Here is a 24,128-nt window from a genome sequence, read left to right on the forward strand (position 1 = left end):
CGGGCCGTACCCGGTCGGTAGGTTGGACCGATGCGGCGGATGGGGCTGGACGAGTGGTCGGGCCTGGCCATGCTCCTGGTCTGCGTGGGCGCGGCGTCCCCGGTCGTGGTCGGCGTCGTCGACCCGGACGTGCCGGTGCCGGTCTGGGTCGGGTTGTTCCTGACGACGATGATGGCGGCGCTGACCGCCGTGGCGGGCACGACGGTCCGGCCGGTCCGGCGCCGGGTGGCCTACGGCACGGCGGTGCTGGCCGGCTGGGCCGTGGTGGTGACCGCACCGCAGGCCGGCCTGCTGCCGATCCTGCTGGTCGTGCTCGCCGCGTTCGGCCCGGAGGTCGTCCGCCTCCCGGCCAACCTGGTGGTGGTCGCGCTGAACACCGTCGTCATCGGCGTGGCCATGGGCCGGATCAACGACGTGGGTCTCCAGCTCGGCATGGCCGCGGCCTTCTACGGGCTGATCCAACTCGCCACGGTGTTCAGCGTGACCGCGGTCCGTCGGGAGAAGCAGCTGCGCCGCGAGCTGGCGAGGGCCCACGTCGACCTGCAGGCCGCGAGCGTGCTGCTGGCCGGGTCCGCACGCACGGCGGAGCGGCTACGGATCTCCCGGGAACTGCACGACCTGATCGGTCACCAGCTCACCGTCCTCACCCTGGAGCTGGAGGCCGCCCGGCACCGCCCGGCCGACGCCGCCGGCGCCCACGTCGAGCGGGCCAACCGGGTGGCCCGCGACGTCCTCGCCGACGTCCGCAGCACCGTCGGTACGCTGCGCGCCGGCCCCGCCACCGACCTGGCCGAGGCGCTGCGCGCGGTCGGCCGGGACGTGCCGGGGCTGGCCGTCACGGTCGAGGTGGGTGACGACGTGCTGGCCGACGAGGAACAGACCGCCGCCCTGGTGCGTACCGTGCAGGAGATCGTGACGAACACCCTGCGGCACGCCGGGGCCCGCCGGTTGCGGGTGGAGGTCGCGGTCGACGGTGCCACGATCAGGTTGACCGCGACCGACGACGGGCAGGGCGCGACCGAGGTGGTCGAGGGCAACGGGCTGCGCGGCATCGCCGAACGGTTCGCCGCCCTCGGCGGTGCCGTCGAGTACGACGGCGGTGCGGGGTTCCGGGTCGTCGGTCGGGTGCCGCGGCGATGACCCGGGTGGTGGTGGTCGACGACCAGACCCTGGTCCGGCAGGGCATCCGGACCCTGCTCGAACTGGCCGGCTGCACGGTGGTGGGCGAGGCCGGTGACGGTGCGGCGGCGCTGGAGGTGATCGCCGCCAGCACGCCCGACGTGGTCCTGCTCGACCTGCGGATGCCGCACCGCGACGGCCTCTGGACCCTACGGCAGCTGCGGGAGCGGGCCGTGGACGTGCCGGTGCTGGTGCTCACCACCTTCGACGACGACACCCTCGTGCTCGACGCGTTGCGCGCCGGGGCGCGCGGCTACCTGCTCAAGGACGTCACGCTGGCCCAGCTGACCCGGGCCGTGGAGACCCTCGCGGCCGGCGGGACCCTGATCGCGGTGTCGATCACCGACCGGTTGCTGCGGGCCATCCGGGACACCCCGGGGCCGGTCGGGGTGGAGACACCACCGCCGCAGGAGCTGACCGAACGGGAGGTGGAGGTGCTGCGGCTGGTGGCCGGCGGGTACACCAACCGGGAGATCGCCGGGATCCTGTTCCTGGCCGAGGGCACGGTGAAGAACCACGTGTCGACGATCCTGCTCAAACTGGGGGCCCGGGACCGCACCAACGCGGTCCTGCGGGCCCTGCACGAGGGCATCCTGGGCTGAGCCGCCGTCCGGGTCGGCCCGGTGCGCACCGGACCGGCACCCCAGGATTCCGGACCGGGCACCCGGTCCCGCTCGATGGGGTCGACCGGGGGGCGGCATCGTCGGGGCATGACAACCTCCACAGTGCCATCCCGGTCGGGCGGCGTACCCCGGTGGTCGACGCTGCCCCACCGCTGGCCGAGCCTGCTCGGCCTGGCCGCCGCCGTGACCGTCCTGGCCACCGGCGCGAACCGGGTTCGGCACCCTTGCGGTCGGTTCGCTGTACCTCGCGCCGACCGTCGGGCTCGTGCTCAGCGGCCTGGTGCTGGCCGGGCACGGCGTCTGGGACCTGTGGCACTACCGGCGCGACCGGGTGGTGCCCCGGTCGTTGGCCGAGTTCTGCATGCTGCTGGACGTGCCGCTGGGGGTCGGGTTTCTCGTGCTCGCGGCGCTCGGCTGAACCGTGACCCGGTAGCTGGCCCGGTAACGCCGCCCGGGCGGCCAACGCGGTGAGGCTGAGGTCGGCGGCCGGCGCGTCGTTGATCATCGCGACCAGCCGCCGGACCAGGGCGTCGCTCGGTGCCGGTGCGGTCAGGAACATGCTCATCTGCGCCTGGTTGCCCGGCCGGTGCAGGTAGGTCACCAGCCCCTGGGCCACCCGCCGGGCCACCTCCCCGCCGTGGTCCTCGGCCACGAACGCCAGGGCGAGGTCGAGGGCGCTGGTGACCCCGGCGGCGGTGCTCACCTGACCGTCGCGGACGTAGAGCGGCGTCGGATCGACCCGTACGGCGGGATAGGTGGCCGCGAGCTGGTCGGCGAACATCCAGTGGGTGGTGGCCCGGCGGCCGTCGAGCAGCCCGGCGGCGGCCAGCACGGAGGCGCCGGTGCAGACCGACGCCACCCGGCGGGTCTCCCGCGCCAGCCGACGTACGTGCCCGACCAGACGGGCGTCGCCGGCGGCGGCCAGGTGGCCCTCGCCGCCGGCGACGATCAGCGTGTCGATCGGCCCGCGCAGCCGTTCGAGGCTCGTCTGCGCCGCCAGCGTCAACCCGGACTGGCAGCTGATCGGCCGGCCACCGGGGGAGGCCACCCCGACCGTGTAGCGCGGGTCCCGCCCGGCCCGGTTGGCGTAGTCGAAGGTCGTGGTCAGGCAGGCGATGTCCAGCAGCTCGGCCGCCGGGTAGCCGACGACGACCACGCGTACCCCGCCCATCGTCCGACCCTACCGCCGGGCCGGGCCGCCGACGCCCCCGTGGGCCGGGCGGGGCCGGTCAGGAGGCGGTGGGGAAGTGGAAGTCGGAGCGGGACGCCTCGGCGCGCCCCGGCCACCGGCTGGTGACCACCTTGCCCCGGGTGTAGAACGCCACCCCCTCCGGGCCGTGCACGTGGGTGTCGCCGAAGAGGGAGGCCTTCCAACCACCGAAGGAGTGGTAGGCCATCGGCACCGGCAGGGGGACGTTGACGCCGATCATGCCGACCGTGACGCCGCGCACGAAACGGCGGGCCGCCGCCCCGCCCGAGGTGAACAGCGCGGTCCCGTTGCCGTACGGGTTGGCGTTGATGATCCCGATGGCCTCGTCGAGGGTCTGCGCCCGCAGCACGACCAGCACCGGACCGAAGATCTCCTCCTGGTAGGCCGACATCTGCGGGGTCACCTGGTCCAGCAGACACGGGCCGACGAAGTACCCACCGTCGTGGCCCGCCACCCTCAACTCCCGACCGTCGACGACCACGGTGGCCCCGGCCTGCTGCGCCGCGCCGACGGCGGCGATCACCCGGTCCCGTGCCTCGCTGGTCACCAACGGCCCCATCTGGGCGTGCTCCTGGTCGCCGGGGCCCACCACGACCGTCGCGGCCTCCCGGCCCAGCAGCTGGACCAACTCGTCACCGGTCGACCCGACGGCCACCACGGCGGAGATCGCCATGCAGCGCTGCCCGGCGGAGCCGTACGCCGCGGCGGTGATCTGCCGGGCCGCGTCGGCCAGGTCGGCGTCGGGCAGCACCACGGCGTGGTTCTTCGCCCCGCCGAGGGCCTGGACCCGTTTGCCGTTCGCCGAGGCGCGTCCGTGCACGTACCGGGCGACCGGCGTGGAACCGACGAACGACACCGCCTGTACGTCCCGGTGGTCGAGCAACGCGTCGACCGCCGCCCGGCCGCCGTGCACCACGTTGAACACGCCGTCGGGCAGTCCCGCGTCGGCGTAGAGCTGCGCGACGAGGTTCGACGCGGACGGGTCGCGTTCGCTGGGCTTGAGCACGAAGGTGTTGCCGCAGGCGATGGCGACCGGGTGCATCCACATCGGCACCATGACCGGGAAGTTGAACGGGGTGACACCGGCGCAGACCCCCAGCGGGGCGCGCAGCGAGTACGAGTCCACGCCGGTGGACACCTGGTCGGAGTAGGCCCCCTTGAGCAGCTGCGGGATCCCGCAGGCGAACTCGATGACCTCCCGGCCACGGATCACCTCGCCGCGGGCGTCCTCGACGGTCTTGCCGTGTTCGGCGGTGACGAGTCGGGCCAGGTCGTCCTCGTGCCGCTCCACCAGGTCCCGCATCCGGAACAGGACCTTCGTCCGGCGGGACAGCGACATCTCGCCCCACGACTCCTGCGCCCGGACCGCCGCCGCGACGGCCAGGTCGACCTCCGCCGGCCCGCCGACCGCGACCCGGGCCTGGGGCTGACCGGTGGCGGGCTGGTGCACCGTGGCGTACTCGGTGCCGGTGACGGACGCGCCGCCGATCCAGTGCTCGATGCTGCGCACCGTATTCTCCTTCGTCGACCGACGCGAGGTGCGCCGGATGTTGCTACGGGGGTGTGCCGATCCGCCGGCCCAGGAGCACCGGGGGTGCGCCGGGCCGGCTCAGCCGGCGGTCACAGCCAGCGGGTGCCGATGCCCTGGAGGTCCGGGGTGCTGAAGGCGTACAGCAGCTCCATGCCGTCCGCGTCGCCGGTCTCGATCGCGTGCGCGACACCGGCGGGGATGTACATCGCCGTCCCCGGGCCCGCCTCGAACTGCTCGTCGGCCAGCCGGAACAGCGCCGTTCCGGACAGCACGTAGTAGAACTCGGCGGACGCGGCGTGCAGGTGCGGCGGGTGCCTCATCCCGGGCTCCATCCGGTAGACCCCGGTGAGGAACTCGCAGTCCGGATCCCCGGTCACCTGCCGGTCGACCAGGCGGTGCACCAGTCCCTCGTCGTCCGGGTTGTGGTTGAGCGCGGAGATCAGCTCGTACGCCAGGTCGGCGCGGTGCAGGACGAAGCCCGCGCGCGTACCCCCGCCGGAGGCGATCCGCCGACCGCCGGTGGGCGGCAGCGCCGTCACCGCTCGGCGTCCACGCTGGTCGCCCCGAGCGGAATCTGCGGGCTGGTGAGTGGGCCGTGGTGTTTGGACAGGCAGATGGCCTCCCAGCCGGTGACCACGCCGTGGATGACGCCGGGCTCCCAGCACAGGTACTCGCCGGCGCGGTAGACGTGCTCGGGGTCGGTGGCGCACCAGCCGTCGAGGAAGAAGATCTCCTCCGTGCTGTGGTGGAACTCCAGCGCCGTCTTGGCGAAGCGGCGCGGCAGGACGAACAGAATGGTGTCCTTGCCGGTCTCCTCGACCCGGCGCAGCCGGATGCACTGGGTGGGCACCTCGATGTCGCCGTGACTGCTCGTGTCGGTGACGCCCGCGAACGCCTCCTGGACGGGGAGCCAGTTCGTCTGGTCGAAGATGTCGACGGTCTCGCCGAGCGGCTTCGACGGCGTGGGCCGCTCGTCCGTGCGGACCTCGAACGGCGCGTCCGTCCAGAAGATCAGGGTGGCGCCCTCGGTCGAGGAGATCGGGCCGAGTTCGGTGCCGGCGGGCAGAAAGAGGTAGTGCCCGCGCCGGCACCGACGTCCGGCGATCGTCAGGTCACCGTCGCGGACCAGTAGTTCCAGGTCGGCGCTGTTCCAGTGGGCGGGCATCTGCCAACCGGGCGGGACGTCGACGACGAGCGTCTGCGCGCCGGTCTCCGGGTCGTCGTTGATGTGCCGGGTGCGTAGTCCGAAGGGCAGGTGCGGTGCCCGCCAGACCCGCTGGGGCACCTGGTCGAGGACGACCCGTCGCTTGCCGGAGTGGGCCACGTTGCCTCCTTCAGTCGGAGGCCAGATTGTATGTAATCTGCTTGGCATCGTCTAGGGCTCCGCTCCTCCTGTGCTGCTGCGAGCAGGTAGGGGCGGCTTGTCTCCTCGCTCTACCGAAGGTCTTGGTGATGGTTGTATGCAATAAGCGGCAATGGGGTGTTCCGACGGGGGTGTGCGGGCCGTCACCGGGCCGGGCCGGGGGAGTCCGGTCGGGGTGGCGTCTGGTTCTTGTGCCTCAGCCGCAGGGTTGTATACGATCTGGCGCTTAGCCTGTTCTGTCGGTCGCGTTTCCTCACCTGTTCTGATCGGGGAGAAATGCCGCGAAGATGTGGTCTGGTCGGCGGAGCGGTGGTCGCCGAGGACTGCATCATGGTGTCTGACGTGCTGACCTATTCGAGGCGCATCGAGTGCGTGGGTCCGGTCCGGCAGTCGGCCGACATCGAGAAGATCGACCTCCGGGGCAAGGTCTTCCGTGCTGAAGGTGTCGATGTGCATACACATATGGATGCCCCGTCCGGGCGGTGGTACGTGCCCGGCCAGGTCGACGCGTTTTGCCTCGGCGGCGCGCTGCCCCGTGGCGGGTGGTCCGTCGTGCGCCGGGGCGCCGGTCGGTTCGTGGCCCGTCGCGCGGCGTGAGTACCCGCCGGGTCGGCCGCCGGGATTCGGCTGGTCAGAGCCTTGACAGGCCGGTATTTGTATACAAGCATCGCTCGTGTTATCCGCTTTACCGGGTTCGCAGCACTAGATGGAACAAGCTTGCACACAATGTGGAGGTGTCGGCATGGGAAGACGTTCCGTTCGGGTGCGGGCCGTGGCAGTGCTCGCCGTGGCGGGCCTGGCTCTCGCGGCCTGCGGTGGCGGCGGCGAGCGGGAAGAGTCGGACGCCTCCGGGCGGACGCTGACCATCGCCGCCCCGGGAGTCCTGTCGAGTCTCGACTCCGAGCGCTACCAGGGTTACATCTCGATCGATCTGCTACCGAACACCGCCGGCACCCTGGTGCGCTTCGTGAAGCCCGAGGCCGGCGCGACGAAACTACAGACACCGGACCAGCTCGAAGCCGAACTCGCCGAGTCCTGGACGTTGACCGACGGCGGCAAGAAGATGTCCTTTACGCTCCGCGACGCCAAGAGTCAGTTCGGCAACCCGATCACCGCCGAGGACGTCAAGTGGTCGGTCGACCGGATGGTCAACAGCACAGGCGTGCCTATCGCCAAGATCCTGATGGGGATCGGCGGCTGGGACGTCACCAACCCGATCACCGTCGTCGACGACAAGACCTTCACGATCAACGTCGCCCAGCCCAACGCGGTGAGTCTCTCCATCCTGACCACGTTCTTCATGACGATCTACGACTCGGTGGAGGCCAAGAAGCACGCCACCGCGGACGACCCGTACGCCTACAAGTGGCTGGGGGAGAACACGGCGACCTTCGGGCCGTACCAGGTGCGGTCGTTCGACCCGGGCAAGGAGGTCCGGCTCACCGCCAACGAGAACTACTTCCGAGGTACGCCCAAGGTCAGGGACGTGGTGGTGCGGGCGGTCGCCGACACCTCCAACCGGCTGCAACTGGCCCAGAGCGGGCAGGTCGACGTCGCCACCGCGATGACCTTCGACCAGCTCTCCTCGCTGCAGAACAGCGGTGACGCCCGGCTGGAACGGGTGCTCTACCCGAACATCGACGTGCTGGTGCCCAACCTCAAGGCGGAGCCCTTCGACGACAAGCGGGTCCGCGAGGCCATCTCGTACGCGGTCGACCGGCAGGCCATCGTCGACTCGGCGTACCAGGGCTTCTCGGCACCCTCGACCGACTTCATGCACGACGACTTCGGCGCCCCCGCGGCGAGCCGGCCGCTGGCCCACGACCTGGACCGGGCCAAGCAGTTGCTGGCCGAGGCAGGACTGCCGAACGGCTTCCCGATGGAGCTGGCCTACAACGCGGCGAACGTGGGTGCGCACAGTGAGCAGGTGGCCGTGCTGCTGCGGTCGCAGCTGGCCAAGGTCGGTATCGAGGTGAAACTGAACAACGTCGCCTCCGGCGCCGACTTCGACACCGCCAAGCGCGAGGGCAAGCTGCAGACCTGGCTGGCCACCAGCACACCGTTGGTCCCCGACCCCGCCTACTACCTGCAGGTCTTCTACTCCACCGGTGGCCTGACCAACCTGCAGAACTACAGCTCGCCCACCCTCGACGGGCTGTCCCGCCAGATCCTGGAGACCCAGCCGGGACCCGAGCGCGACGCGCTGGTCAAGCAGGTCAACGACTTCCTGGTCGGTGACATGCCGGCGATCCCGCTTGTCGACTCCCAGAAGTACTACGTCTTCAAGAAGGGCGTCGACGGCTTCGTCAGCTACTCGCAGGGCCACGTCAACTACTACGACATCAGCGTCTCCTAGGCGAGTCGGAACTCGAGAAAGCGGGATGTGCACTGATGTACCGACTAGGGGTTGATGTCGGTGGCACCTTCACGGACGTGCTGCTGATCGAGGAGGCGACCGGGCGGACCCGCCGGACCAAGGTGCCCTCGACACCCCAGGACCAGTCCGTGGGAGTCGTCGAGGGGGTCACCCGGGTCCTCGCCGACGCCCGGGCCAGCGCGGCGGACATCCGCCAGTTCCTGCACGGCACGACGGTGGCCACCAACGCCGTCCTGGAGCGCCGTGGCGCCCGGGTCGGCCTGGTGGTGACCGTCGGCTACCGGCAGGTCCTGCACATCGCCAGGTCGTTCGTGCCCGGCGGACTCGGCGGCTGGATCGTCTGGGACCGACCGGCCGAGCTTGTCGCGCTGGCCGACGTCCGCGAGGTAGGCGGCCGGCTCGACGCCCGGGGCGAGGAGGTCGAGCCGTTGGACGAGGCGGCGGTCCGGGCCGCCGTGCGGCACCTGGTCGACCGGGGCGTCGACGCCCTGGCCATCGGCTTCGTCAACTCCTACGCCAACCCCGCGCACGAACAGCGGGCCGCCGAGATCGCCGCCGCCGAGGCGCCCGGCGTGCCGGTCTCCACCTCCGCCGGGGTGCTGCCGGAACTCGGCGAGTACGAGCGGACGTTGACCACCGTGGCCAACGCCTACGTACGCCCCGGAGTCGGCTCCTACCTGCGTAACCTCAGCGCGAAACTGGTCGACCAGGGGCTGGTGGGCGAGCGCCGGGTGCTCCGCTCCGACGGTGGTCTGATGACCTTCGAACGGGCCGAGGACATCCCGGTCAGCCTGCTGATGAGCGGCCCCGCCGGTGGGGTCGCCGCGGCGGTCGCCCTGGGACCGGCCGCCGGTCACCCGGACCTGCTCACCCTGGACATGGGCGGCACATCCACCGACGTCGCGCTGATCGAGAACGGCAGCCCGGTCATCCGCCGCGAGACGACCGTGGCCGACCTGGCCGTCCGGGCCCCGTCGATCGACGTGCAGACGGTGGGCGCCGGTGGCGGCTCCATCGCGCACGTACCCGAGCTGACCGGTGCGTTGCGGGTCGGACCGGCCAGCGCGGGAGCCCTGCCCGGACCGGCGACGTACGGCCGGGGCGGGGAACTGCCGACCGTCACCGACGCCAACGTGGTCCTGGGCTACCTGCCGCACGCCCTGTTGGGCGGCGCGATGCCGCTGGACGTGGAGAAGGCCCGGACCGCGGTTGGGACCGTCGCGACCCGGCTCGGGGTGTCGGTGGAGGCGGCCGCCGCCGCGATCATCGACATCGTCAACGAGAACATGCTCGGTGCGTTGCGGCTGGTCTCGGTGCAGCGCGGCTACGATCCGAGGCGCTTCGCGCTGTTCGGGTTCGGCGGGGCCGGGCCGCTGCACGTCAACGCCCTGGCCAGGCTCCTGGGCTCCTGGCCGGTGGTGATCCCCCAGTCGCCGGGGGTGTTGTGTGCCTACGGCGACGCCTCGACCGGAGTCCGGGCGGAGGCGAACAGGTCGCTGGTCCGTCCGCTCGACGAGGTCGGCGAGGAGCTGCTGCGCCGGGAGTTCACCGAGCTGGCCGGGCAGATCGACACGGAGTTCGACCGGGCCCGGGTGCCCGCCGAGGCACGGTCGGTGCGGTACGAGGCGGACGTGCGCTACCACGGCCAGGGCTTCGAGGTCTCGGTCGAGGTCGACGCGGCCCGGCGCACGGATCTGCTCGGCGCACTGCGGGGCGGTTTCGACGAGGCGCACCGACGCCTGTTCGGGTTCTCCCTCGACGAGCGGCACGAGGTGGTCAACATCCGGGCGGTGGGGCTCTCCGACGCCGAGCGGATCGTTCCCGTCGAGATCGAGTCCGGTGACCGGGATGCCGCGCAGGCGGTCATCGGCCGGCAGCAGGTCTACGTCGACGGCGGCTGGCAGGAGGCGGCGCTCTACGACCGCACCGCCCTGCGGGCCGGCAACGAGCTGGCCGGGCCGGCGATCGTGGTCGAGATGGACTCCACCAGCCTGGTCCTGCCGGGCTGCGTCGCGCGCGTCGACAGGCTGGGCAACCTGCTCATCCTGCCCGCTGACCAGGGAGGGACCCGATGAGTGCGGTCATCGTCGAGACAGCCCGGCAGGCCCGCCCGGTCGAGGTCGAGACCGCGGTGCTCGACATCGTCGAGAACGCCCTGCGCAACGCCCGCTTCGAGATGGACGCCGTGGTGCTGCGTACCGCGATGTCACCGGGCATCCGCGAGCAGCACGACGCGTTCCCGCTGATCGCCGACCGGCGGGGCCGGATGGTCGCCGGGCAGTTCGGCTCCTTCATCGACGGCTTCCTCTCCGGCTACGACGGTACGGTCGAGGAGGGGGACGTCTTCTTCACCTCCGACCCCTACGCCTGCGACGGCGCCATCAGCCACGCCAACGACTGGCTGGTGCTGTTGCCGATCTACTTCGAGCGGGCCCTGGTCGGCTGGGCGGCGATGTTCGGTCACATGAGCGACGTCGGCGGGAAGGTCCCGGGAAGCCTGCCCACCGACGCGGTGTCGATCCACGAGGAGGGTGTGATCGTCCCGCCGGTGAAGCTGTTCCGGGCCGGGACCCTCGACCAGCAACTCCTGGACACCGTGCTCAACCAGGTACGCCTGCCCAGCTGGAACCGGGCCGACCTGAACGCGGTGCTGGCCTCCTGCCGGACCGCCGAGGTGCGGGTACGTGAACTCTGCGAACGGTTCGGCGTCGACGCCTACCTGTCCACCCTGGAGCTGCTGCTGGAGCGCAACCGGCAGGCGATGGCGAAGCTGTTCCGCCAGGTCGTGCCCGAGCAGCCGGTCACCTTCGAGGACTTCGTCGACGACGACGGGCGCGGCGAGGGACCGTTCCGCATCCGCTGCTCGCTGTGGCGCGACGGCGACCAGGTGGTGCTGGACTTCACCGGGACCAGCGACCAGGCCGAGGGATCGATCAACTTCCTGTTGAACGAGAACATCCTGCGGATGTTCTTCGGGGTCTACACCATCATGGCGGTCGACCCGATGATCCTGTTCAACGACGGGTTCTATCCGCTGGTCGACGTCCGGATCCCCGAGGGCAGCCTGCTCAAGCCCCGGCGGCCGGCGGCCGTCTCGTGCCGTACCCACGCCCTGGGGCGGCTGTTCGACGTGCTCGCCGGGTTGCTCGGGCAGTGCCAGCCGGACTTCCTGGCCGCCGCCGGGTTCTCCTCCAGCCCGCACCTGATGTTCTCCGGCCTGGACCGGCAGGGTAAGTGGTTCCAGCTGTACCAGATCGGCTTCGGCGGCGTCCCGGCCCGCCCGGTCGGCGACGGCTTCGACGGCCACTCGATGTGGCCCTCGTTCACCAACGTGCCGAACGAGTACCTGGAGGCCTACTACCCGCTGCGGATCGAGTCCTACGAGTCGGTCCCGGACTCCGGGGGCGCGGGCCGGCACCGGGGCGGCAACGGCATCCGGGTCGGTTACCGCTTCCTCGAACCGGGCGAGGTGTCGATCCACGACGACCGGTGGTTCACCAAGCCCTGGGGGGTGCTCGGCGGCGAGCCGGGTGAGCGCGGCACGAAGATCCTGGCCCGGGCCGACGGGTCACGGCAGGTGGTGCCGGCCAAGTGTGACCACGTCGCGGTCCGACCCGGTGACCTCCTGCACTTCGTCACCTGGGGCGGTGGCGGCTGGGGCGACCCGCTGGAGCGCGACCCGGAGCAGGTACGCCACGACGTCGAGCGGGGGCTGGTCACCGTCGAGGGCGCCCGCCGGTACGGGGTGGTCCTGACCGGCGGCCGGATCGACGCCGAAGGGACCCGGGCGTTGCGGGCGAAGCTGGCCGTCGAACGGCCGGCGGAACCGTTGCGGTTCAACCGGGGCGGCACCCTCGACGAACTGCGGGCGCGCTGCCGCGCCGAGACCGGCCTGGAACCGCCGCGTGCACCGGCGGGCGCCCGAGATGCACCGGAGCCGGCAACCCCCGCGCCGGGCTCCTCCGGTGCGCCCCGGGCCCGCCCGCGCGGCACCGTGGCCGCAGCGGGCGGCGAACGGCCGACCCGGACACCGCGACCCGCGCGGGCGCCGTTGGAGGCGCTCGTGCACCACATCGCCCGTCAGGTGACCGGGCGATGAGTCCACCCCACTTCCAGACCACCACGGTTCTGGGCGACGACGGGCATCCGCCCGCCGACACACTGGTAGAGGAGAACTGTCATGGCTGACCTGCAGATGTCCGCGCTCGGCATGATCGAGACCCGGGGCCTGGTCGCGGCGGTCGAGGCCGCCGACGCGATGGTCAAGGCCGCCACCGTCGTCCTGGTGGGCACCGAGTACATCGGCGGCGGCCTGGTCACCGTCGTGGTCCGGGGCGACGTCGGCGCGGTCAAGGCGGCCACCGACGCCGGCGCGGCCAGCGCCTCCCGGCTCGGTGAGGTCGTCTCCGTGCACGTCATCCCCCGCCCGCACACCGAGGTCGAGGCGATCCTGCCGACCGGGTCGACCCGGGGCGGAACGAAGTCCTGAGCCGGCCCCCATGTTCATCGAAGGAGCTTGACACATGAGTCGGGTGTGGACTGCTGTCGACATCGAGGACGTCGCCCGGTCGGACGGTCCGCGCGAGGTCCTGCTGGGCCCGGGTGACCTGATCTCCCCGCACGCGGAGGACATCGCCCGGGGGCTCGGCATCACCGTTCGCCGGGGCGCGGCGGACGGTCGGGCGGCGTCCGCCCCCGTCCAGGCGACGGCCGGCCCTGCCGGGGCCTCCGCTACTACCGGCACCCCTGCCGGGGCCTCCGCTACCACCGGCACCCCGGGCGGCTGCGACGACACCGACGGCTGCTCGTGTGGCTGCGAGGGCGCCGAGGAGGCGGAACGGACCATCCGTACCATCGCCGCCGCGGTGGTGTCCGCCAACCCCGACGCCGACGCCTCGACGGTGGCGACCGAGACGCTGCGGGCGCTCGGCGCCTACGGCGGGCCGGGCGTGGGCAGCCCCGAGCAGGCCCAACCGCTGCCCGGACAGACGCTGCCCCGCAAGGCCAAGGGCGCCCGCCCGCAGTTCTTCGCCGAGCCGGGCATGGAGGCCCTGGTCTCGACGATGGTGACCCTCACCTCGGAGGTGTGGGTGCTGCGGGAGCGGGTGATGACCCTGGAACAGCTGCTCGCCGACCGGCGGGTGGTGGAGCGGGGTGCGGTGGACGACTTCACCGTCGCCGCCTCCGACGCCGAGACCAGGGACGCCGAGGCGGCGGCGTTCGTCGCCCGGGTACTGCGGGTCTTCTACGAGTGGCGCGAGGAGATCGTGCGGGAGGAGACCCCGGAGTCCTACCGGGAGGTCATCCGGCAGGCCTTCGCGCAGGTGGGGGAGGGCAAGTGAAACAGCAGCACCGGCACGGCCTGTTGCCGACGGAGAACCACGACGAACTCGCCCGGGAAACCTTCGTGCGGGCCCTGAAGGCGCACATCTCCACCGAGGTGACCCCCGGGGTCCGGGAGCTGTACGCGCACCGCGTCGCACCCCGCTACCAGCGGGAGATGGGTGTCCCGCCGCGGGACCGTGAGACGGTCCGCCGGGCGATGGAACCCGAGCCGTACTACCAGCTCTGGAGTTCGGTCCGGCGGGCGAGCCAGGACCTGCTCTGGAACGTGGTGGCCGACAGCATCGTCCGCCAGCTGGACGACCTGCGGGCGAAGGCGGAGCCGTCCGGGCGGGTGCGGGGCTCGCTCGAACTGGATCACGACTTCGAACTGCCCTGGTACTTCTGGGGCATCGACATCCACGCCATGCCCGGCGGCTACCGGGGCGAGTACGCCCCGGGCGACGTCACCGCCGGTGCGCTCTACGACCGGGGCGTCTACGTCTACGCCACCGGGCAGATGGGCGAGCTGAACGACGACTACGGCCAGTCGGTGGTGAACAACTACCTCAAGCCGGAGCACCGGGATTTCCGGCCCCGGCGCATCCTGGAGATCGGCTGCGGGGTGGGCAACTCGACCCTGCCGTACGTGGACGCCTATCCCGACGCCGAGGTGCACGGCATCGACGTCGGCGCGGCCCTGCTGCGATACGGCCACGGCCGTGCCGAGTCTCTGGGCCGCAAGGTGCACTTCTCCCAGCAGAACGCGGAGGCCACCGCGTTTCCCACCGGGCACTTCGACCTGGTCGTCTCGCACATCCTGTTGCACGAGATGCCACCGGAGGCGGTCCGCGCGGTCCTGCGGGAGTGCCACCGGCTGCTCGCCCCCGGCGGGATGATGATCCACGCGGACTTCCCGGGCTACGCCGGCCTGGACCCGCTGGCGCAGTTCCTCATCGACTGGGACACCTGGAACAACAACGAACCGTTCTGGGGGCCGATGCGGGACATGGACCTGGTCCAGGCCGCCCGGGACGCCGGGTTCACCGGCGACTGCACCGAGCTGTCCTGCAAGCGGGACTGCGTCGAGGAGGTCTCCACCCCCACCGGCCGGGTGCTGCAGAGCGGTGAACGCCGCAGCAGCGGCACCCTGGCCTTGCTCGTGGGTCGGCGCTGACATGGCCCACAGCGCCGTCGAGCTGCGCACCTTCGCGTTCGTGGACCGGCTCCAACCGCAGATGGCCGCCCTGCTCGGCAGCGTGATGTCGGGCGATCCGGTGGTCGAGGGGATGTCCGAGCTCTACCTGGAGATCTCCCCGGGCAGCGACGTCTACGCCCTGGTCGACGCCGCGGTCAAGGCTGCCGGGGTCCGCCCCGGTTCCCAGGTCGTCGAGCGGCAGTACGGCATGACGGAACTGCACTCGATGTCGCAGGACGCGGTCCGTCAGGCCGGTCAGACCATCCTCGACCTGCTCGGGTTCACCGAGGCCGACGCGCAACCGGCGGAACTGGTCTCGGCGAAGATCGTCTCCAACATCGACGCCTATCAGGCGCAACTGGTGAACCGTTCCCGCAAGGGCTCACTGCTGGTGGCCGGCGAGTCGATGCTGGTGGTCGAGTGCCAACCCGCGGCGTACATCTCCGCCGTGGGCAACGAGGTGGAGAAGTCCGCCGGGGTCAAGATCGTGGACGTCCGGGGGGTCGGCCAGTTCGGTCGGCTGTGGGTCTCCGGGCTGCACTCGGAGGTGGAGTCGGCCCGGGACGCGGTCCGCCGCGCCTTCGACACCAGACCCTGGTCGCACCGACGCTAGAGGAACGAGGTGGTTCGGCATGCGTATCGCCCGGGTGATCGGCTCGGTGGTCAGCACCGTCAAGTCCGAGGAGCTGACCGGCGCCAAGCTGCTCGTCGTCGCGCCCCTGGGTGAGACGCACGCCGTGGAGCCGTACGTCGCCGTCGACACCGTCGGGGCCGGCCGGGGAGAGGTCGTCCTGGTCGCCATGGGTGGTGCGGCACGGCTGGTGCAACGGCAATCCAGTCAGGCGCCCGTGGACTCCACAATCGTCGCGATCGTCGACCGGCTGGAGACCGAGGCGTGGGTCAACTACGTAAAGGACTGACGTGGACCTGTGGGATACCGGTGCCCTCGGCGTGGTCGAGACGCACGGACTGACCGCCTCGATCGTCGCCGTCGACGTGATGGCCAAGGCGGCCCAGGTGCGGCTGATCGGCGTCCGCCGGATCGGCGACGGGATCGTGACGGTCTCCGTCGTCGGCGACATGGCGTCGGTGACGGCGGCGGTGGAGAGTGCCCGGCTGGCGGTCACCGCGATCGGCGGCACGGTCGCGTCGACGGTCATCGGTCGACCCGCCGTACCGACGGCGGTCCTGCGTGACGCCGGACCGGTCGAACCCCCCACCACCCGACCTGGGGAGCAGTGACATGCGTGGCTACGTCGGCCCGGCCGGGGCGCAGATCCACTACCGTGCCAGCGGTACCGGTGGCCCCGCGCTGGTGCTCTTCCACGAGTCGCCGCAGGCGTCCAACGTGTTCGAGCCGGCCCTGCCCGCCCTCGGCCGGTCGCTGCGCGCCTACGCCCTGGACACGCCCGGGTACGGGCTCTCCGACCCGCCCGCCGGCACCCCGGAGATCCCCGACTACGCCCGCCTGCTGCTCGACGCCGTCGACGCGCTGGGCATCGGCCGGTTCGCCGTCGCGGGGCAGCACACCGGTGCCTCGCTGGCGCTTGCGGTGGCCCACCTCGCCGAGCCCGGCCGGGTCACCCACGCGATCCTGTCGGGCCTGGTGCTGGACCGGGCCGAACGGGAACGACTGGGCGCGTCCTGGGCGCCGGACAAGCCGATCGACCCGGCCGGTGGGCACCTGCGCGAACTCTGGGCCCGCTACCTCGACATCTGGGAGGGGCCCCCGGCACTCGTCAACCTCGCCGTGGCGAACATCGCCGCGGTCTTCGAGCGTTACAACTGGGCCTACCGGGCCGCCTTCCGGTACGACCCGACCGAGCCGCTGCGCACGGTGCCCTGCCCGGTGCTGCTGCTGACCGCGGAGCGGGACATGCTGGCCGGCGGCGACGCACTGGCCCGGGAGATCCGTCCCGACGCCACGGCGGTCCGGTTGACCGACACCACCGGTCAGCTGCCGTGGCGGGTGCCGGAGGAGTTCGCCGCGGTGGTGTCGTCCTTTGTCACCGGGCGTGAGCCGGGGGCCGACCGGGTCGGTGCCCGGTGAGCGAGCAGGCGGACCTGCTGGTGATCGGGGCCGGCACCGCCGGTCTGCCGTGTGCGATCGAGGCGGCGCGGGCGGGGCTGCGGGTCGAGCTGGTCGACGTGGGTGCCGACATCGGCGGGACGCTGGGTGTCTCGGCCGGGCACCTGAGCGCCGCGGGCACCCGTCGGCAACGTCGGGCGGGCATCGACGACGACCCGGACCGGCACTTCGCCGACGTGCTGCGGATCGGGCACCACCGGGGGGACCCGGCGCTCATCCGGCTCGCCGTCGACGAGGCCGCGGGGCTCGTCGACTGGTTGGACGACAACGGTTTCCCCTTCGCTCCGGGCACGCCAGTGGTCTACCACGGGCACTCCCCGTACTCCCGGCCCCGGACCTACTGGGGTACCGGGCACGGCCGGTCGATCCTGGAGACCCTGCGACCGCTGCTTGCCGAGCAGGTCAGCGCGGGCCGGGTCAGCCTGCGGCTGGGCACGCGTGCCGCGGAGTTGACCACGACCGCGGGCGTGGTCACCGGCGCCGTGGTGCATACCGCCGAGGGCCCCCGCGAGCTCCGCGCCGGGGTCACCGTCCTGGCCTCGGGCGGGTACGGCGCCAACCCCGACCTGTTCCGTGCGCTGACGCCGAACCGGCCACGCCTGGTGACCAACGCGGCACCCACCTCGACCGGTACCGCGATCGAGTTGGCGGTGCCACTGGGCGGCAGCGTCCGCTTCGCCGACCTGCACACGCCCCGACTGGGCCTGTTGGAGCGCCGCTCCGACCCCGGCCGGGTGGACTTCTGGACCGAGCTGGCCCACCTCGCCCCGGCCGAGCGCCCGCCTCGGGAGATCTGGGTGAACTCGGCGGGGCAACGGTTCGTCGCCGAGGACCTCGACGACGTCACGCGCCACGAACGGGCCGTGCAGGAGCAACCGGGGGCAGAGTTCTGGATCGTCTGTGACGAGCCGGCCGTGGCGGCGGGCGCGCCACTGGTACCCGCCTGGGGTGCCGACCGGTTCCGGACGGAGGCGCGCCGGGGGGACGTGGCGTGGGTCGCCGACGACCTCGCCGACCTCGCCCGCCGGGCGGGCATCGACGCGCCGGGGCTGGAGCGCACCGTGCGGGCGTTCAACCTGGCGGTCGAGCAGGGGGTGGACCCGCTCGGTCGCCGGGTGTTGGGACATCCGGTCAGCCGACCGCCGTACTACGCGGTGCGGTCGGTGGCCGCGCTGCTGTGCAGTTTCGGCGGACTGGACGTCGACACCGACTTCCGGGTCCGGCGGGCCGACGGCACGGCCGTGGCCGGGCTGCACGCGATCGGGGAGGCCATCGGGATGGGCGCCACCAGCGGGGCGGCGTTCTGCGGCGGGATGGCGGTGACCCCGGCGCTGGCCTTCGGACGGCGGTTGGGCCGACGGCTGGGCGAGCGGACGAGTGTGGACCCCTGACCGGCATATGTATGCATAAAGGCGCGGACGCCGAGTCCGTGCCGGCAAAAACAAGTGTTGACAGCGAGTGGTGCATCACTGTTGTATACAACGACCACTCGGTGGCTGCTATGAGAGGTGTTCATGACTAGCGATCTGCACCACGAAGGACCGCTGCACGGCGTGCGCGTGGTCGAGTTCGGCTCCCTGCTCGCGGGGCCCTTCTGCAGCCAGCTGCTGGCCGACTTCGGCGCCGAGGTCATCAAGTGCGAGCCACCGCGTCAGGGCGACCCGATGCGCGAGTGGGGCCAGGAGAAGCCGCACGGCAAGTCGCTGTGGTGGCCGATCGTGGCCCGCAACAAGAAGTCGGTCACCGTGGACCTGCGCACCCCCGAGGGGCAGGACGTCGCCCGGCGGCTGATCGCCCAGTGCGACGTGGTGGTGGAGAACTTCCGCCCCGGGACGATGAAGCGCTGGGGGCTCGGCTACGAGCAGCTGTCGGTGGCCAACCCCGGCCTGGTCATGGTCCAGGTCTCCGGCTTCGGCCAGAACGGCCCCTACTCGGCACGCCCCGGTTACGGTTCCGTCGGGGAGGCCATGGGCGGCCTGCGGTACGTCGTCGGCGACCCGCAGACCCCGCCGAGCCGGGTCGGCATCAGCCTCGGCGACTCCCTGGCGGGCACCTTCGCCGCCCTGGGCGCGCTGCTGGCGTTGCGGGTGCGCGACCGGACCGGCCGCGGCCAGATCGTCGACTCGGCGATCTACGAGGCGGTCCTGGCGATGATGGAGTCGCTGCTTCCCGAGTACGCCCTGGGTGGCCACGTGCGCGAGCGCACCGGCGCCATCCTGCCCAACATCGCCCCGTCCAACGTGTACCCGACCCGAGACGAGGGGCTGGTGCTCATCGCGGCCAACCAGGACACCGTCTTCCGCCGGTTGGCCGTGGCCATGGGCATGGCGGAGCTGGGCACCGACCCACGTTTCGCCAGCCACGCCGCACGGGGCCGCAACCAGGTCGAGCTGGACGAGATCATCGCGAAGTGGTCGGGGCAGCACGACACCGAGGAACTGATGGCGGTGATGATCGAGAACGACGTACCGACCGGGCGGGTCTACCGGGCCCCGGAGATGCTGCGCGACGAGCACTTCGCCGCCCGCGAGGCGATCGTCCGGATCGCCCACCCCGAGTTCGGCGAGTTCCCGATGCAGAACGTGGTGCCCAGGCTGTCGATGACCCCGGGACGGGTGAAGTGGACCGGACCGCGGCTGGGTGAACACACCGACGAGGTCCTGACCGACATCGTGGGCATGGAGACGGCCGAGATCGACGCGCTGCGCACCAGCGGCGTCATCTAGCGGCGGCGCACGGTGAACGATCTCCAGGGGGACTACCGCAGGGCGGGCTTCGGCGGCGGCCTGGGGCACGGATCGAGCCGCGCGCTGCTCGTGGTCGACCTCGTCCGGGCCTACCTCGATCCGGCGTCACCGCTCTACGCCGGCCAGCCGGAACCGCCGGCCCTGCGGGCCTGCGCCACACTGCTCGACGCCGCGCGGCGCCAGCACGTGCCGGTGATCCACACCCGGGTCGAGCTCGCCCCCGGTGGACTCGACGGCGGCCTGTTCACCCGCAAGGTGCCGGCCCTGCGGGTCTTCGAACGCGGCGGTGAGTTCGCCGCCGCACCACCGGAGCTGGCTCCCGTCGCCGGTGAACCGGTGGTGACCAAGCAGTACGCCAGCGCCTTCTTCGGCACCAGCCTGGCCAGCACCCTGCGGGTGCTCGGGGTGGACGCGTTGCTGATCGTCGGCGCCTCGACGAGCGGGTGCGTCCGGGCAACCGCGGTGGACGCGTTGCAGCACGGGTTCGTCCCGCTCGTCGTGGCCGACGCCTGTCTGGACCGGGACCCACGCCCGCACCAGGCCACGTTGTTCGACCTGGCCGCGAAGTACGCCGAGGTCCTGACCCTCGACGAGGCGATGGCGCTGCTCGGACCGGGAGGTGCGTGATGCGGGTCCTCGGGTACGCACGACGGCGGTTGCTCTTTCTGCCGGTGGGCCTGCTGTCCGTTATCGTGCTGGCGTTCCTTTTGGTCAACGCGTTGCCGGGCAACCCGGTGGGGGTCATCGCCGGCCCCGCGGCCGGCCCGGAGGAGTTGGCCGAGATCGAGCGCCGGCTCGGCCTGGACCGGCCCCTGTGGGAACGGTTCGTCGACTACGTGGGCGGCCTGGTCCGCGGTGACCTGGGATCGTCGTACTACACCGACCGGCCGATCCTGTCCGAGATCGCGCGGTTCGCCCCGGCCACCCTCGAACTGGTCTTCCTCTCGCTCACCCTCGCCGCCGTGCTCGGCGTGGCTCTGGGCACCGTGGGCGCGTACTTCAAGGGCACGCTTACCGACCGGGCCTCCCGGTTCGTCGTCACCACGTTCCAGTCGATCCCGGACTTCTTCCTGGCCCTGCTGCTGATCTACCTCTGCTTCTACCTCGCCGGCTGGGCACCGGCCCCGGTCGGTCGGCTCGGCCTGATGGACGAGCCACCGCCGACGGTCACCGGCGCGCTGCTGGTCGACGCACTGATCGCCGGTGACCTGGCCACCTTCCGCTCGGCGGTGGCGCACTCGATGCTGCCGGTGCTGACCCTGGGCATCTACTACTCGGCGTACTTCGCCCGCAGCACCTACGCCTCGCTGGTGCCCGCCCTGGAGTCCAAGCAGGTCGAGTTCGCCCGGGCCTGCGGCCTGCCCGAGCGGACCGTGCTCGGCTACGCCTTCCGGCAGGCCCGGACCCCGATCCTGACCTACGGCGGCATCCTGCTCGCCGCGCTGCTCGGCGGCGCGGCGATCATCGAGACCATCTTCTCCTGGGGCGGCTTCGGAGAGTGGGCCATCGACTCCATCCTCCAACTGGACATGCCGGCCGTCCAGGGCTTCATCCTGGTCGCCGGACTCGGAACCCTGTTGGCCTTCACCGCACTGGACATCCTGGTCGCGGTGCTCGATCCGAGGGTGCGTTATGACTGAGAGCCTGGCCGTTGATGCCACCACGGCCACCGCCCCGAAGACACCGAAGCGCCGCCGGAGCGGCCGACGACTGCGGCTCTGGGTGCCCACCGGCATCCTGACGGCCATGCTGGCCGCGGCCTACCTCGCGCCCCTGCCGCACGACCCGGCGGAGCCGCTGGCCAACCCGCTCGCGGCCCCCGACGGCGTGCACTGGATGGGCACCGACAAGTTCGGCATCGACGTCTTCAGCCGGCTGGTCGCCTCGGCCGGTGTGGACATCCCGCTGGCGCTGGCCGGCATGCTCATCTCGCTCGTGATCGGCGTGCTGCTCGGACTGGCCGCCCTGCACCGGGGGCCCTGGGGTGAGCGCGTCGTCCGCGCGCTCGACGTGTTCCAGGCGTTTCCGCTGCTGATCCTGGCCATCGCGCTGGTCGCCCTGATGGGCAACAACATCGAGAACGTCGTGGTGGCCATCGCCGTCATCAACGTTCCCCGGTTCGTCCGGCTGGTCCGCAGCGAGGGCCTGACCATCCGGGAGAGCCGGTACGTCGAGGCGGCACACGCCATCGGCGCGACCGGCCCCCGGGTCATGTTCCGGCACGTCCTGCCGAACATGACGGGCATCATCCTGGCCCAGGCGTCGCTGGCGGTGGCGCACTCGATCGTCGTGATCGCCTCGCTCTCCTTCCTGGGCATCGGCATCAACGCCGCCGACGCCAGCTGGGGAGCAATGATCCAGACAGGAGCACAGAACATGACGACCGGCCAGTGGTGGGTCTCGGTCTTTCCCGGCCTCGCCATCTTCCTGACCGTGCTGTGTTTCAACGCCATCAGCGACGAGTTGCAGGACACCTTCGGCCGGGCGAGGCAGCGGTGACCGCCCGCGACGTCCTACCCGGCACCGGTGCCCTCCCCGGGGCACCGGCCACCACCCAGCCGGCGGGCCGTCTGCTGGAGGTGAGCGGCCTGACCACCCGGTTCGACACCCCGGACGGCCTGGTGCACGCGGTCAACGGCGTCGACTTCCACGTAGACCGGGCGGAGATCGTCGGCGTGGTCGGGGAGAGCGGCTGCGGCAAGTCGGTGACCATCCGGTCGATTCTCGGGCTGGTCCGTCCGCCGGGGCGGGTGGTGGACGGCACCGCCATGTTCGACGGCGTCGACCTGCTTGGCCTGCGCGGCGCGCAGCTGCGCCGGCTGCGCGGACGGCAGATCGGGTTCATCGCGCAGAACCCGTTCAGCGCGCTGAACCCGGTGCTGCGCATCCACCGCCAGTTCGCCAACATCATGGCCGCGCACGGTGTCCGCTCGGGCGGCACGGCCCGGGACCGGGCCCGGACCGCACTGGCCGACGTCGGCATCGCCGGACCGGACCGGGTGCTCGACGGTTACCCGCACCAGTTGAGCGGCGGCATGGCCCAGCGGGTCGTCATCGCCATGGCCATGCTGCTCGACCCGGCCCTCGTCGTCGCCGACGAACCGACCACCGGCCTCGACCTGACCGTGCAGCGTCAGATCCTGGACCTGATCCGTGGCCTGGTCCAGCAGCACGGCCGGTCGATGCTGCTGGTCACCCACGACCTCGGGGTGGTGGCCCAGTACTGCGACCGGGTGGTGGTGATGTACGCCGGCAAGGTCATCGAACACGGTGCGGTGCGCGACGTGCTCAACACGCCGCGCCACCCGTACACGCAGGCGCTGATCCGGGCCGTGCCCCGACCCGGGCAGCCGTTGGTGCACCTCACCGGGCGACTTCCGGACCTGGTCGACTACCCGCGGGGGTGCCCCTTCCAGGCGCGCTGCCCGGATGCCTTCGCGCCCTGCGACCACGTGATCCCCGAAGCGGCGACCGTCGGAGGCGGCCAGACGTACTGGTGTCACCTGTCGAAGGAGCCGGAGGTCGTCAGGTGAGTCTGCTGAAGTTGGCGAACGTCAGCAAGGAGTTCCCGGTCGGTGGTGCCACCCGCGTCTACGCCCTCGACGACGTGTCGCTGTCGGTGGACGCCGGTGAGACGCTGGCGATCATCGGGGAGAGCGGGTCGGGCAAGTCGACGTTGGGCCGGCTGGCGCTGCGACTGATCGAGCCGACCCACGGGTCGGTCCACTTCCAGGGTACGGACGTGCTCGCGCTGCCCCCCGCCGAGCTGCGGCGACTACGGGCGAAGCTGCAGATCATCTTTCAGGAGCCGTTCGAGTCGTTGAACCCGCGGATGCGGGTGGCCGACATCGTCGGCGAGCCGCTGGCCATCCACCAGCCGAACATCTCGGCGGCCGACCGTCGCGCCCGGGTCAGCGCGGTGATCGAACAGGTGGGGCTCGCCCCCGACATGGCGCGGCGGTATCCCGGGGAACTCAGTGGCGGCCAGCAGCAACGCGTGGGCATCGCACGCGCGATCGTGACCAGGCCGGCCCTGATCGTCCTCGACGAGCCGACCTCGTCACTCGACCTGTCGGTGCGTGCCCAGATCCTGCAACTGCTGGCCGACCTGCAGACCGAACTCGGCATGGGGTACCTGTTCATCTCGCACGACATCCACACGGTCCGCTACGTCAGCGACCGGATCGCGGTCATGTACCGGGGCCGGGTGGTCGAGACCGGTCCCTCCGAGCGGGTGTTCGCCGACCCGCAGCACCCGTACACCCGGGCCCTGCTGGCCGCGGCGCTTCCGGTCGATCCCGACCAGGAGCTGCCGCCGGCCCGGCTGGTGGGCGAGCCGCTGAGCCCGACCCAGCGGGTGACCGGCTGTGTGCTGTACGGGCGCTGTCCGGTCAGCGAGGAGAAGTGTGTACAAATTGACGTCCGACTGGCTCCGATCGACGCGGACCGGCAGGTGGCCTGCGTGAAACCGGGCGCACCCGGTAGCTGA

The 24,128-nt window shown here is 71.6% G+C and carries 24 protein-coding genes; 20 read left to right on the forward strand and 4 right to left on the reverse strand.

The genetic code is table 11. The annotated features are described in order from the left end of the window. Positions 1-30: 30 nt before the first annotated feature. Both ACN28G_RS09335 and ACN28G_RS09340 read left to right on the forward strand, forming a co-directional pair. Complete coding sequence (locus tag ACN28G_RS09335) at positions 31-1,140, forward strand: sensor histidine kinase (RefSeq protein ID WP_421478921.1); 1,110 nt, start codon at positions 31-33, stop codon at positions 1,138-1,140. Further along, positions 1,137-1,781: a response regulator gene (locus ACN28G_RS09340; RefSeq protein WP_091437290.1), complete on the forward strand. Its 645-nt coding sequence runs from the start codon at positions 1,137-1,139 to the stop codon at positions 1,779-1,781. Before ACN28G_RS09335 ends, ACN28G_RS09340 begins: the two co-directional genes overlap by 4 nt. On the opposite strand, the gene ACN28G_RS09345 is transcribed toward ACN28G_RS09340, so the two are convergent. The 4 genes from ACN28G_RS09345 to ACN28G_RS09360 all read right to left on the reverse strand — a co-directional run bounded on the left by ACN28G_RS09345 (position 1,714) and on the right by ACN28G_RS09360 (position 5,867). Further along, positions 1,714-2,973 carry a GlxA family transcriptional regulator gene (locus tag ACN28G_RS09345; RefSeq protein ID WP_421478922.1) on the reverse strand — a complete coding sequence of 420 codons (1,260 nt, stop codon included), beginning with the start codon at positions 2,971-2,973 and terminating at the stop codon, positions 1,714-1,716. The two genes, ACN28G_RS09340 and ACN28G_RS09345, sit on opposite strands and share 68 nt — an antisense overlap. Before the next feature lie 58 nt (positions 2,974-3,031). Beyond that, entirely contained in the window at positions 3,032-4,522 is a 1,491-nt protein-coding gene (locus ACN28G_RS09350; protein WP_091437297.1) for a CoA-acylating methylmalonate-semialdehyde dehydrogenase, read from the reverse strand. A 110-nt stretch (positions 4,523-4,632) separates the two neighbouring features. Then, positions 4,633-5,082, reverse strand: a complete 450-nt coding sequence (locus tag ACN28G_RS09355; protein ID WP_091437299.1) for a dimethylsulfonioproprionate lyase family protein — start codon at positions 5,080-5,082, stop codon at positions 4,633-4,635. After that, the gene (locus ACN28G_RS09360) at positions 5,079-5,867 is read right to left on the reverse strand and encodes a cupin domain-containing protein (protein ID WP_175440525.1); all 789 of its coding nucleotides are present in this window, start codon (positions 5,865-5,867) and stop codon (positions 5,079-5,081) included. The genes ACN28G_RS09355 and ACN28G_RS09360 overlap by 4 nt, the downstream gene beginning before the upstream one ends. 369 nt (positions 5,868-6,236) lie before the next feature. On the opposite strand from ACN28G_RS09360, the gene ACN28G_RS09365 reads away from it, so the two are divergent. The 18 genes from ACN28G_RS09365 (at position 6,237) to ACN28G_RS09450 (ending at position 24,128) form a co-directional block, all read left to right on the forward strand. Then, positions 6,237-6,503 carry a hypothetical protein gene (locus tag ACN28G_RS09365; protein WP_421478923.1) on the forward strand — a complete coding sequence of 89 codons (267 nt, stop codon included), beginning with the start codon at positions 6,237-6,239 and terminating at the stop codon, positions 6,501-6,503. A gap of 145 nt (positions 6,504-6,648) precedes the next feature. Continuing rightward, positions 6,649-8,262 (forward strand): ABC transporter substrate-binding protein, encoded by a 1,614-nt coding sequence (locus ACN28G_RS09370; protein WP_175440526.1) that lies wholly within the window; start codon positions 6,649-6,651, stop codon positions 8,260-8,262. A 35-nt stretch (positions 8,263-8,297) separates the two neighbouring features. Further along, positions 8,298-10,358 (forward strand): hydantoinase/oxoprolinase family protein, encoded by a 2,061-nt coding sequence (locus tag ACN28G_RS09375; protein WP_217628809.1) that lies wholly within the window; start codon positions 8,298-8,300, stop codon positions 10,356-10,358. Beyond that, positions 10,355-12,382 carry a hydantoinase B/oxoprolinase family protein gene (locus ACN28G_RS09380; RefSeq protein WP_091437314.1) on the forward strand — a complete coding sequence of 676 codons (2,028 nt, stop codon included), beginning with the start codon at positions 10,355-10,357 and terminating at the stop codon, positions 12,380-12,382. The genes ACN28G_RS09375 and ACN28G_RS09380 overlap by 4 nt, the downstream gene beginning before the upstream one ends. A gap of 90 nt (positions 12,383-12,472) precedes the next feature. After that, complete coding sequence (eutM, locus tag ACN28G_RS09385; protein ID WP_217628932.1) at positions 12,473-12,772, forward strand: ethanolamine utilization microcompartment protein EutM; 300 nt, start codon at positions 12,473-12,475, stop codon at positions 12,770-12,772. Positions 12,773-12,806: 34 nt separating this feature from the next. Continuing rightward, a complete protein-coding gene (locus tag ACN28G_RS09390; RefSeq protein WP_139135659.1) occupies positions 12,807-13,625 on the forward strand; it encodes a hypothetical protein in 819 nt (272 codons plus the stop codon). Further along, on the forward strand, positions 13,622-14,782 hold the full coding sequence (locus ACN28G_RS09395; protein WP_091437321.1) for a class I SAM-dependent methyltransferase: 1,161 nt from the start codon (positions 13,622-13,624) through the stop codon (positions 14,780-14,782). Before ACN28G_RS09390 ends, ACN28G_RS09395 begins: the two co-directional genes overlap by 4 nt. Position 14,783: 1 nt before the next feature. After that, positions 14,784-15,416 carry a hypothetical protein gene (locus tag ACN28G_RS09400; RefSeq protein WP_091437323.1) on the forward strand — a complete coding sequence of 211 codons (633 nt, stop codon included), beginning with the start codon at positions 14,784-14,786 and terminating at the stop codon, positions 15,414-15,416. A gap of 19 nt (positions 15,417-15,435) precedes the next feature. After that, positions 15,436-15,723 (forward strand): EutN/CcmL family microcompartment protein, encoded by a 288-nt coding sequence (locus ACN28G_RS09405; protein WP_091437326.1) that lies wholly within the window; start codon positions 15,436-15,438, stop codon positions 15,721-15,723. Position 15,724: 1 nt separating this feature from the next. Further along, positions 15,725-16,045, forward strand: coding sequence for a BMC domain-containing protein (locus ACN28G_RS09410; RefSeq protein ID WP_229688497.1), 321 nt, complete (start codon positions 15,725-15,727; stop codon positions 16,043-16,045). Position 16,046: 1 nt separating this feature from the next. After that, the gene (locus ACN28G_RS09415; protein ID WP_091437329.1) at positions 16,047-16,853 is read left to right on the forward strand and encodes an alpha/beta fold hydrolase; all 807 of its coding nucleotides are present in this window, start codon (positions 16,047-16,049) and stop codon (positions 16,851-16,853) included. Further along, a complete protein-coding gene (locus ACN28G_RS09420) occupies positions 16,850-18,283 on the forward strand; it encodes an FAD-dependent oxidoreductase (RefSeq protein WP_091437333.1) in 1,434 nt (477 codons plus the stop codon). The genes ACN28G_RS09415 and ACN28G_RS09420 overlap by 4 nt, the downstream gene beginning before the upstream one ends. A 123-nt stretch (positions 18,284-18,406) precedes the next feature. Further along, positions 18,407-19,618 (forward strand): CaiB/BaiF CoA transferase family protein, encoded by a 1,212-nt coding sequence (locus ACN28G_RS09425; RefSeq protein WP_091446380.1) that lies wholly within the window; start codon positions 18,407-18,409, stop codon positions 19,616-19,618. A 12-nt stretch (positions 19,619-19,630) separates the two neighbouring features. Next, positions 19,631-20,266 carry an isochorismatase family protein gene (locus ACN28G_RS09430; protein ID WP_091437336.1) on the forward strand — a complete coding sequence of 212 codons (636 nt, stop codon included), beginning with the start codon at positions 19,631-19,633 and terminating at the stop codon, positions 20,264-20,266. Next, the gene (locus ACN28G_RS09435; RefSeq protein ID WP_091446382.1) at positions 20,266-21,279 is read left to right on the forward strand and encodes an ABC transporter permease; all 1,014 of its coding nucleotides are present in this window, start codon (positions 20,266-20,268) and stop codon (positions 21,277-21,279) included. The genes ACN28G_RS09430 and ACN28G_RS09435 overlap by 1 nt, the downstream gene beginning before the upstream one ends. Further along, complete coding sequence (locus tag ACN28G_RS09440; RefSeq protein WP_421478924.1) at positions 21,272-22,138, forward strand: ABC transporter permease; 867 nt, start codon at positions 21,272-21,274, stop codon at positions 22,136-22,138. Before ACN28G_RS09435 ends, ACN28G_RS09440 begins: the two co-directional genes overlap by 8 nt. Continuing rightward, entirely contained in the window at positions 22,135-23,172 is a 1,038-nt protein-coding gene (locus ACN28G_RS09445) for an ABC transporter ATP-binding protein (RefSeq protein ID WP_175440527.1), read from the forward strand. The genes ACN28G_RS09440 and ACN28G_RS09445 overlap by 4 nt, the downstream gene beginning before the upstream one ends. Next, on the forward strand, positions 23,169-24,128 hold the full coding sequence (locus ACN28G_RS09450) for an ABC transporter ATP-binding protein (protein WP_091437348.1): 960 nt from the start codon (positions 23,169-23,171) through the stop codon (positions 24,126-24,128). Before ACN28G_RS09445 ends, ACN28G_RS09450 begins: the two co-directional genes overlap by 4 nt.

It is taken from the genome of Micromonospora sp. WMMA1923, from assembly GCF_049179195.1.
Taxonomy (GTDB): domain Bacteria; phylum Actinomycetota; class Actinomycetes; order Mycobacteriales; family Micromonosporaceae; genus Micromonospora; species Micromonospora yangpuensis.

Coding starts and splice junctions, on each gene's coding strand:
- ACN28G_RS09375 (WP_217628809.1), top strand. CDS start 8,298: ATGTACCGACTAGGGGTTGATGTCGGTGGCACCTTCACGGACGTGCTG.
- ACN28G_RS09440 (WP_421478924.1), top strand. CDS start 21,272: ATGACTGAGAGCCTGGCCGTTGATGCCACCACGGCCACCGCCCCGAAG.
- ACN28G_RS09390 (WP_139135659.1), top strand. CDS start 12,807: ATGAGTCGGGTGTGGACTGCTGTCGACATCGAGGACGTCGCCCGGTCG.
- ACN28G_RS09425 (WP_091446380.1), top strand. CDS start 18,407: ATGACTAGCGATCTGCACCACGAAGGACCGCTGCACGGCGTGCGCGTG.
- ACN28G_RS09400 (WP_091437323.1), top strand. CDS start 14,784: ATGGCCCACAGCGCCGTCGAGCTGCGCACCTTCGCGTTCGTGGACCGG.
- ACN28G_RS09345 (WP_421478922.1), bottom strand. CDS start 2,973: ATGGGCGGGGTACGCGTGGTCGTCGTCGGCTACCCGGCGGCCGAGCTG.
- ACN28G_RS09405 (WP_091437326.1), top strand. CDS start 15,436: ATGCGTATCGCCCGGGTGATCGGCTCGGTGGTCAGCACCGTCAAGTCC.
- ACN28G_RS09415 (WP_091437329.1), top strand. CDS start 16,047: ATGCGTGGCTACGTCGGCCCGGCCGGGGCGCAGATCCACTACCGTGCC.
- ACN28G_RS09370 (WP_175440526.1), top strand. CDS start 6,649: ATGGGAAGACGTTCCGTTCGGGTGCGGGCCGTGGCAGTGCTCGCCGTG.
- ACN28G_RS09380 (WP_091437314.1), top strand. CDS start 10,355: ATGAGTGCGGTCATCGTCGAGACAGCCCGGCAGGCCCGCCCGGTCGAG.
- ACN28G_RS09340 (WP_091437290.1), top strand. CDS start 1,137: ATGACCCGGGTGGTGGTGGTCGACGACCAGACCCTGGTCCGGCAGGGC.
- ACN28G_RS09435 (WP_091446382.1), top strand. CDS start 20,266: ATGCGGGTCCTCGGGTACGCACGACGGCGGTTGCTCTTTCTGCCGGTG.
- ACN28G_RS09365 (WP_421478923.1), top strand. CDS start 6,237: ATGGTGTCTGACGTGCTGACCTATTCGAGGCGCATCGAGTGCGTGGGT.
- ACN28G_RS09335 (WP_421478921.1), top strand. CDS start 31: ATGCGGCGGATGGGGCTGGACGAGTGGTCGGGCCTGGCCATGCTCCTG.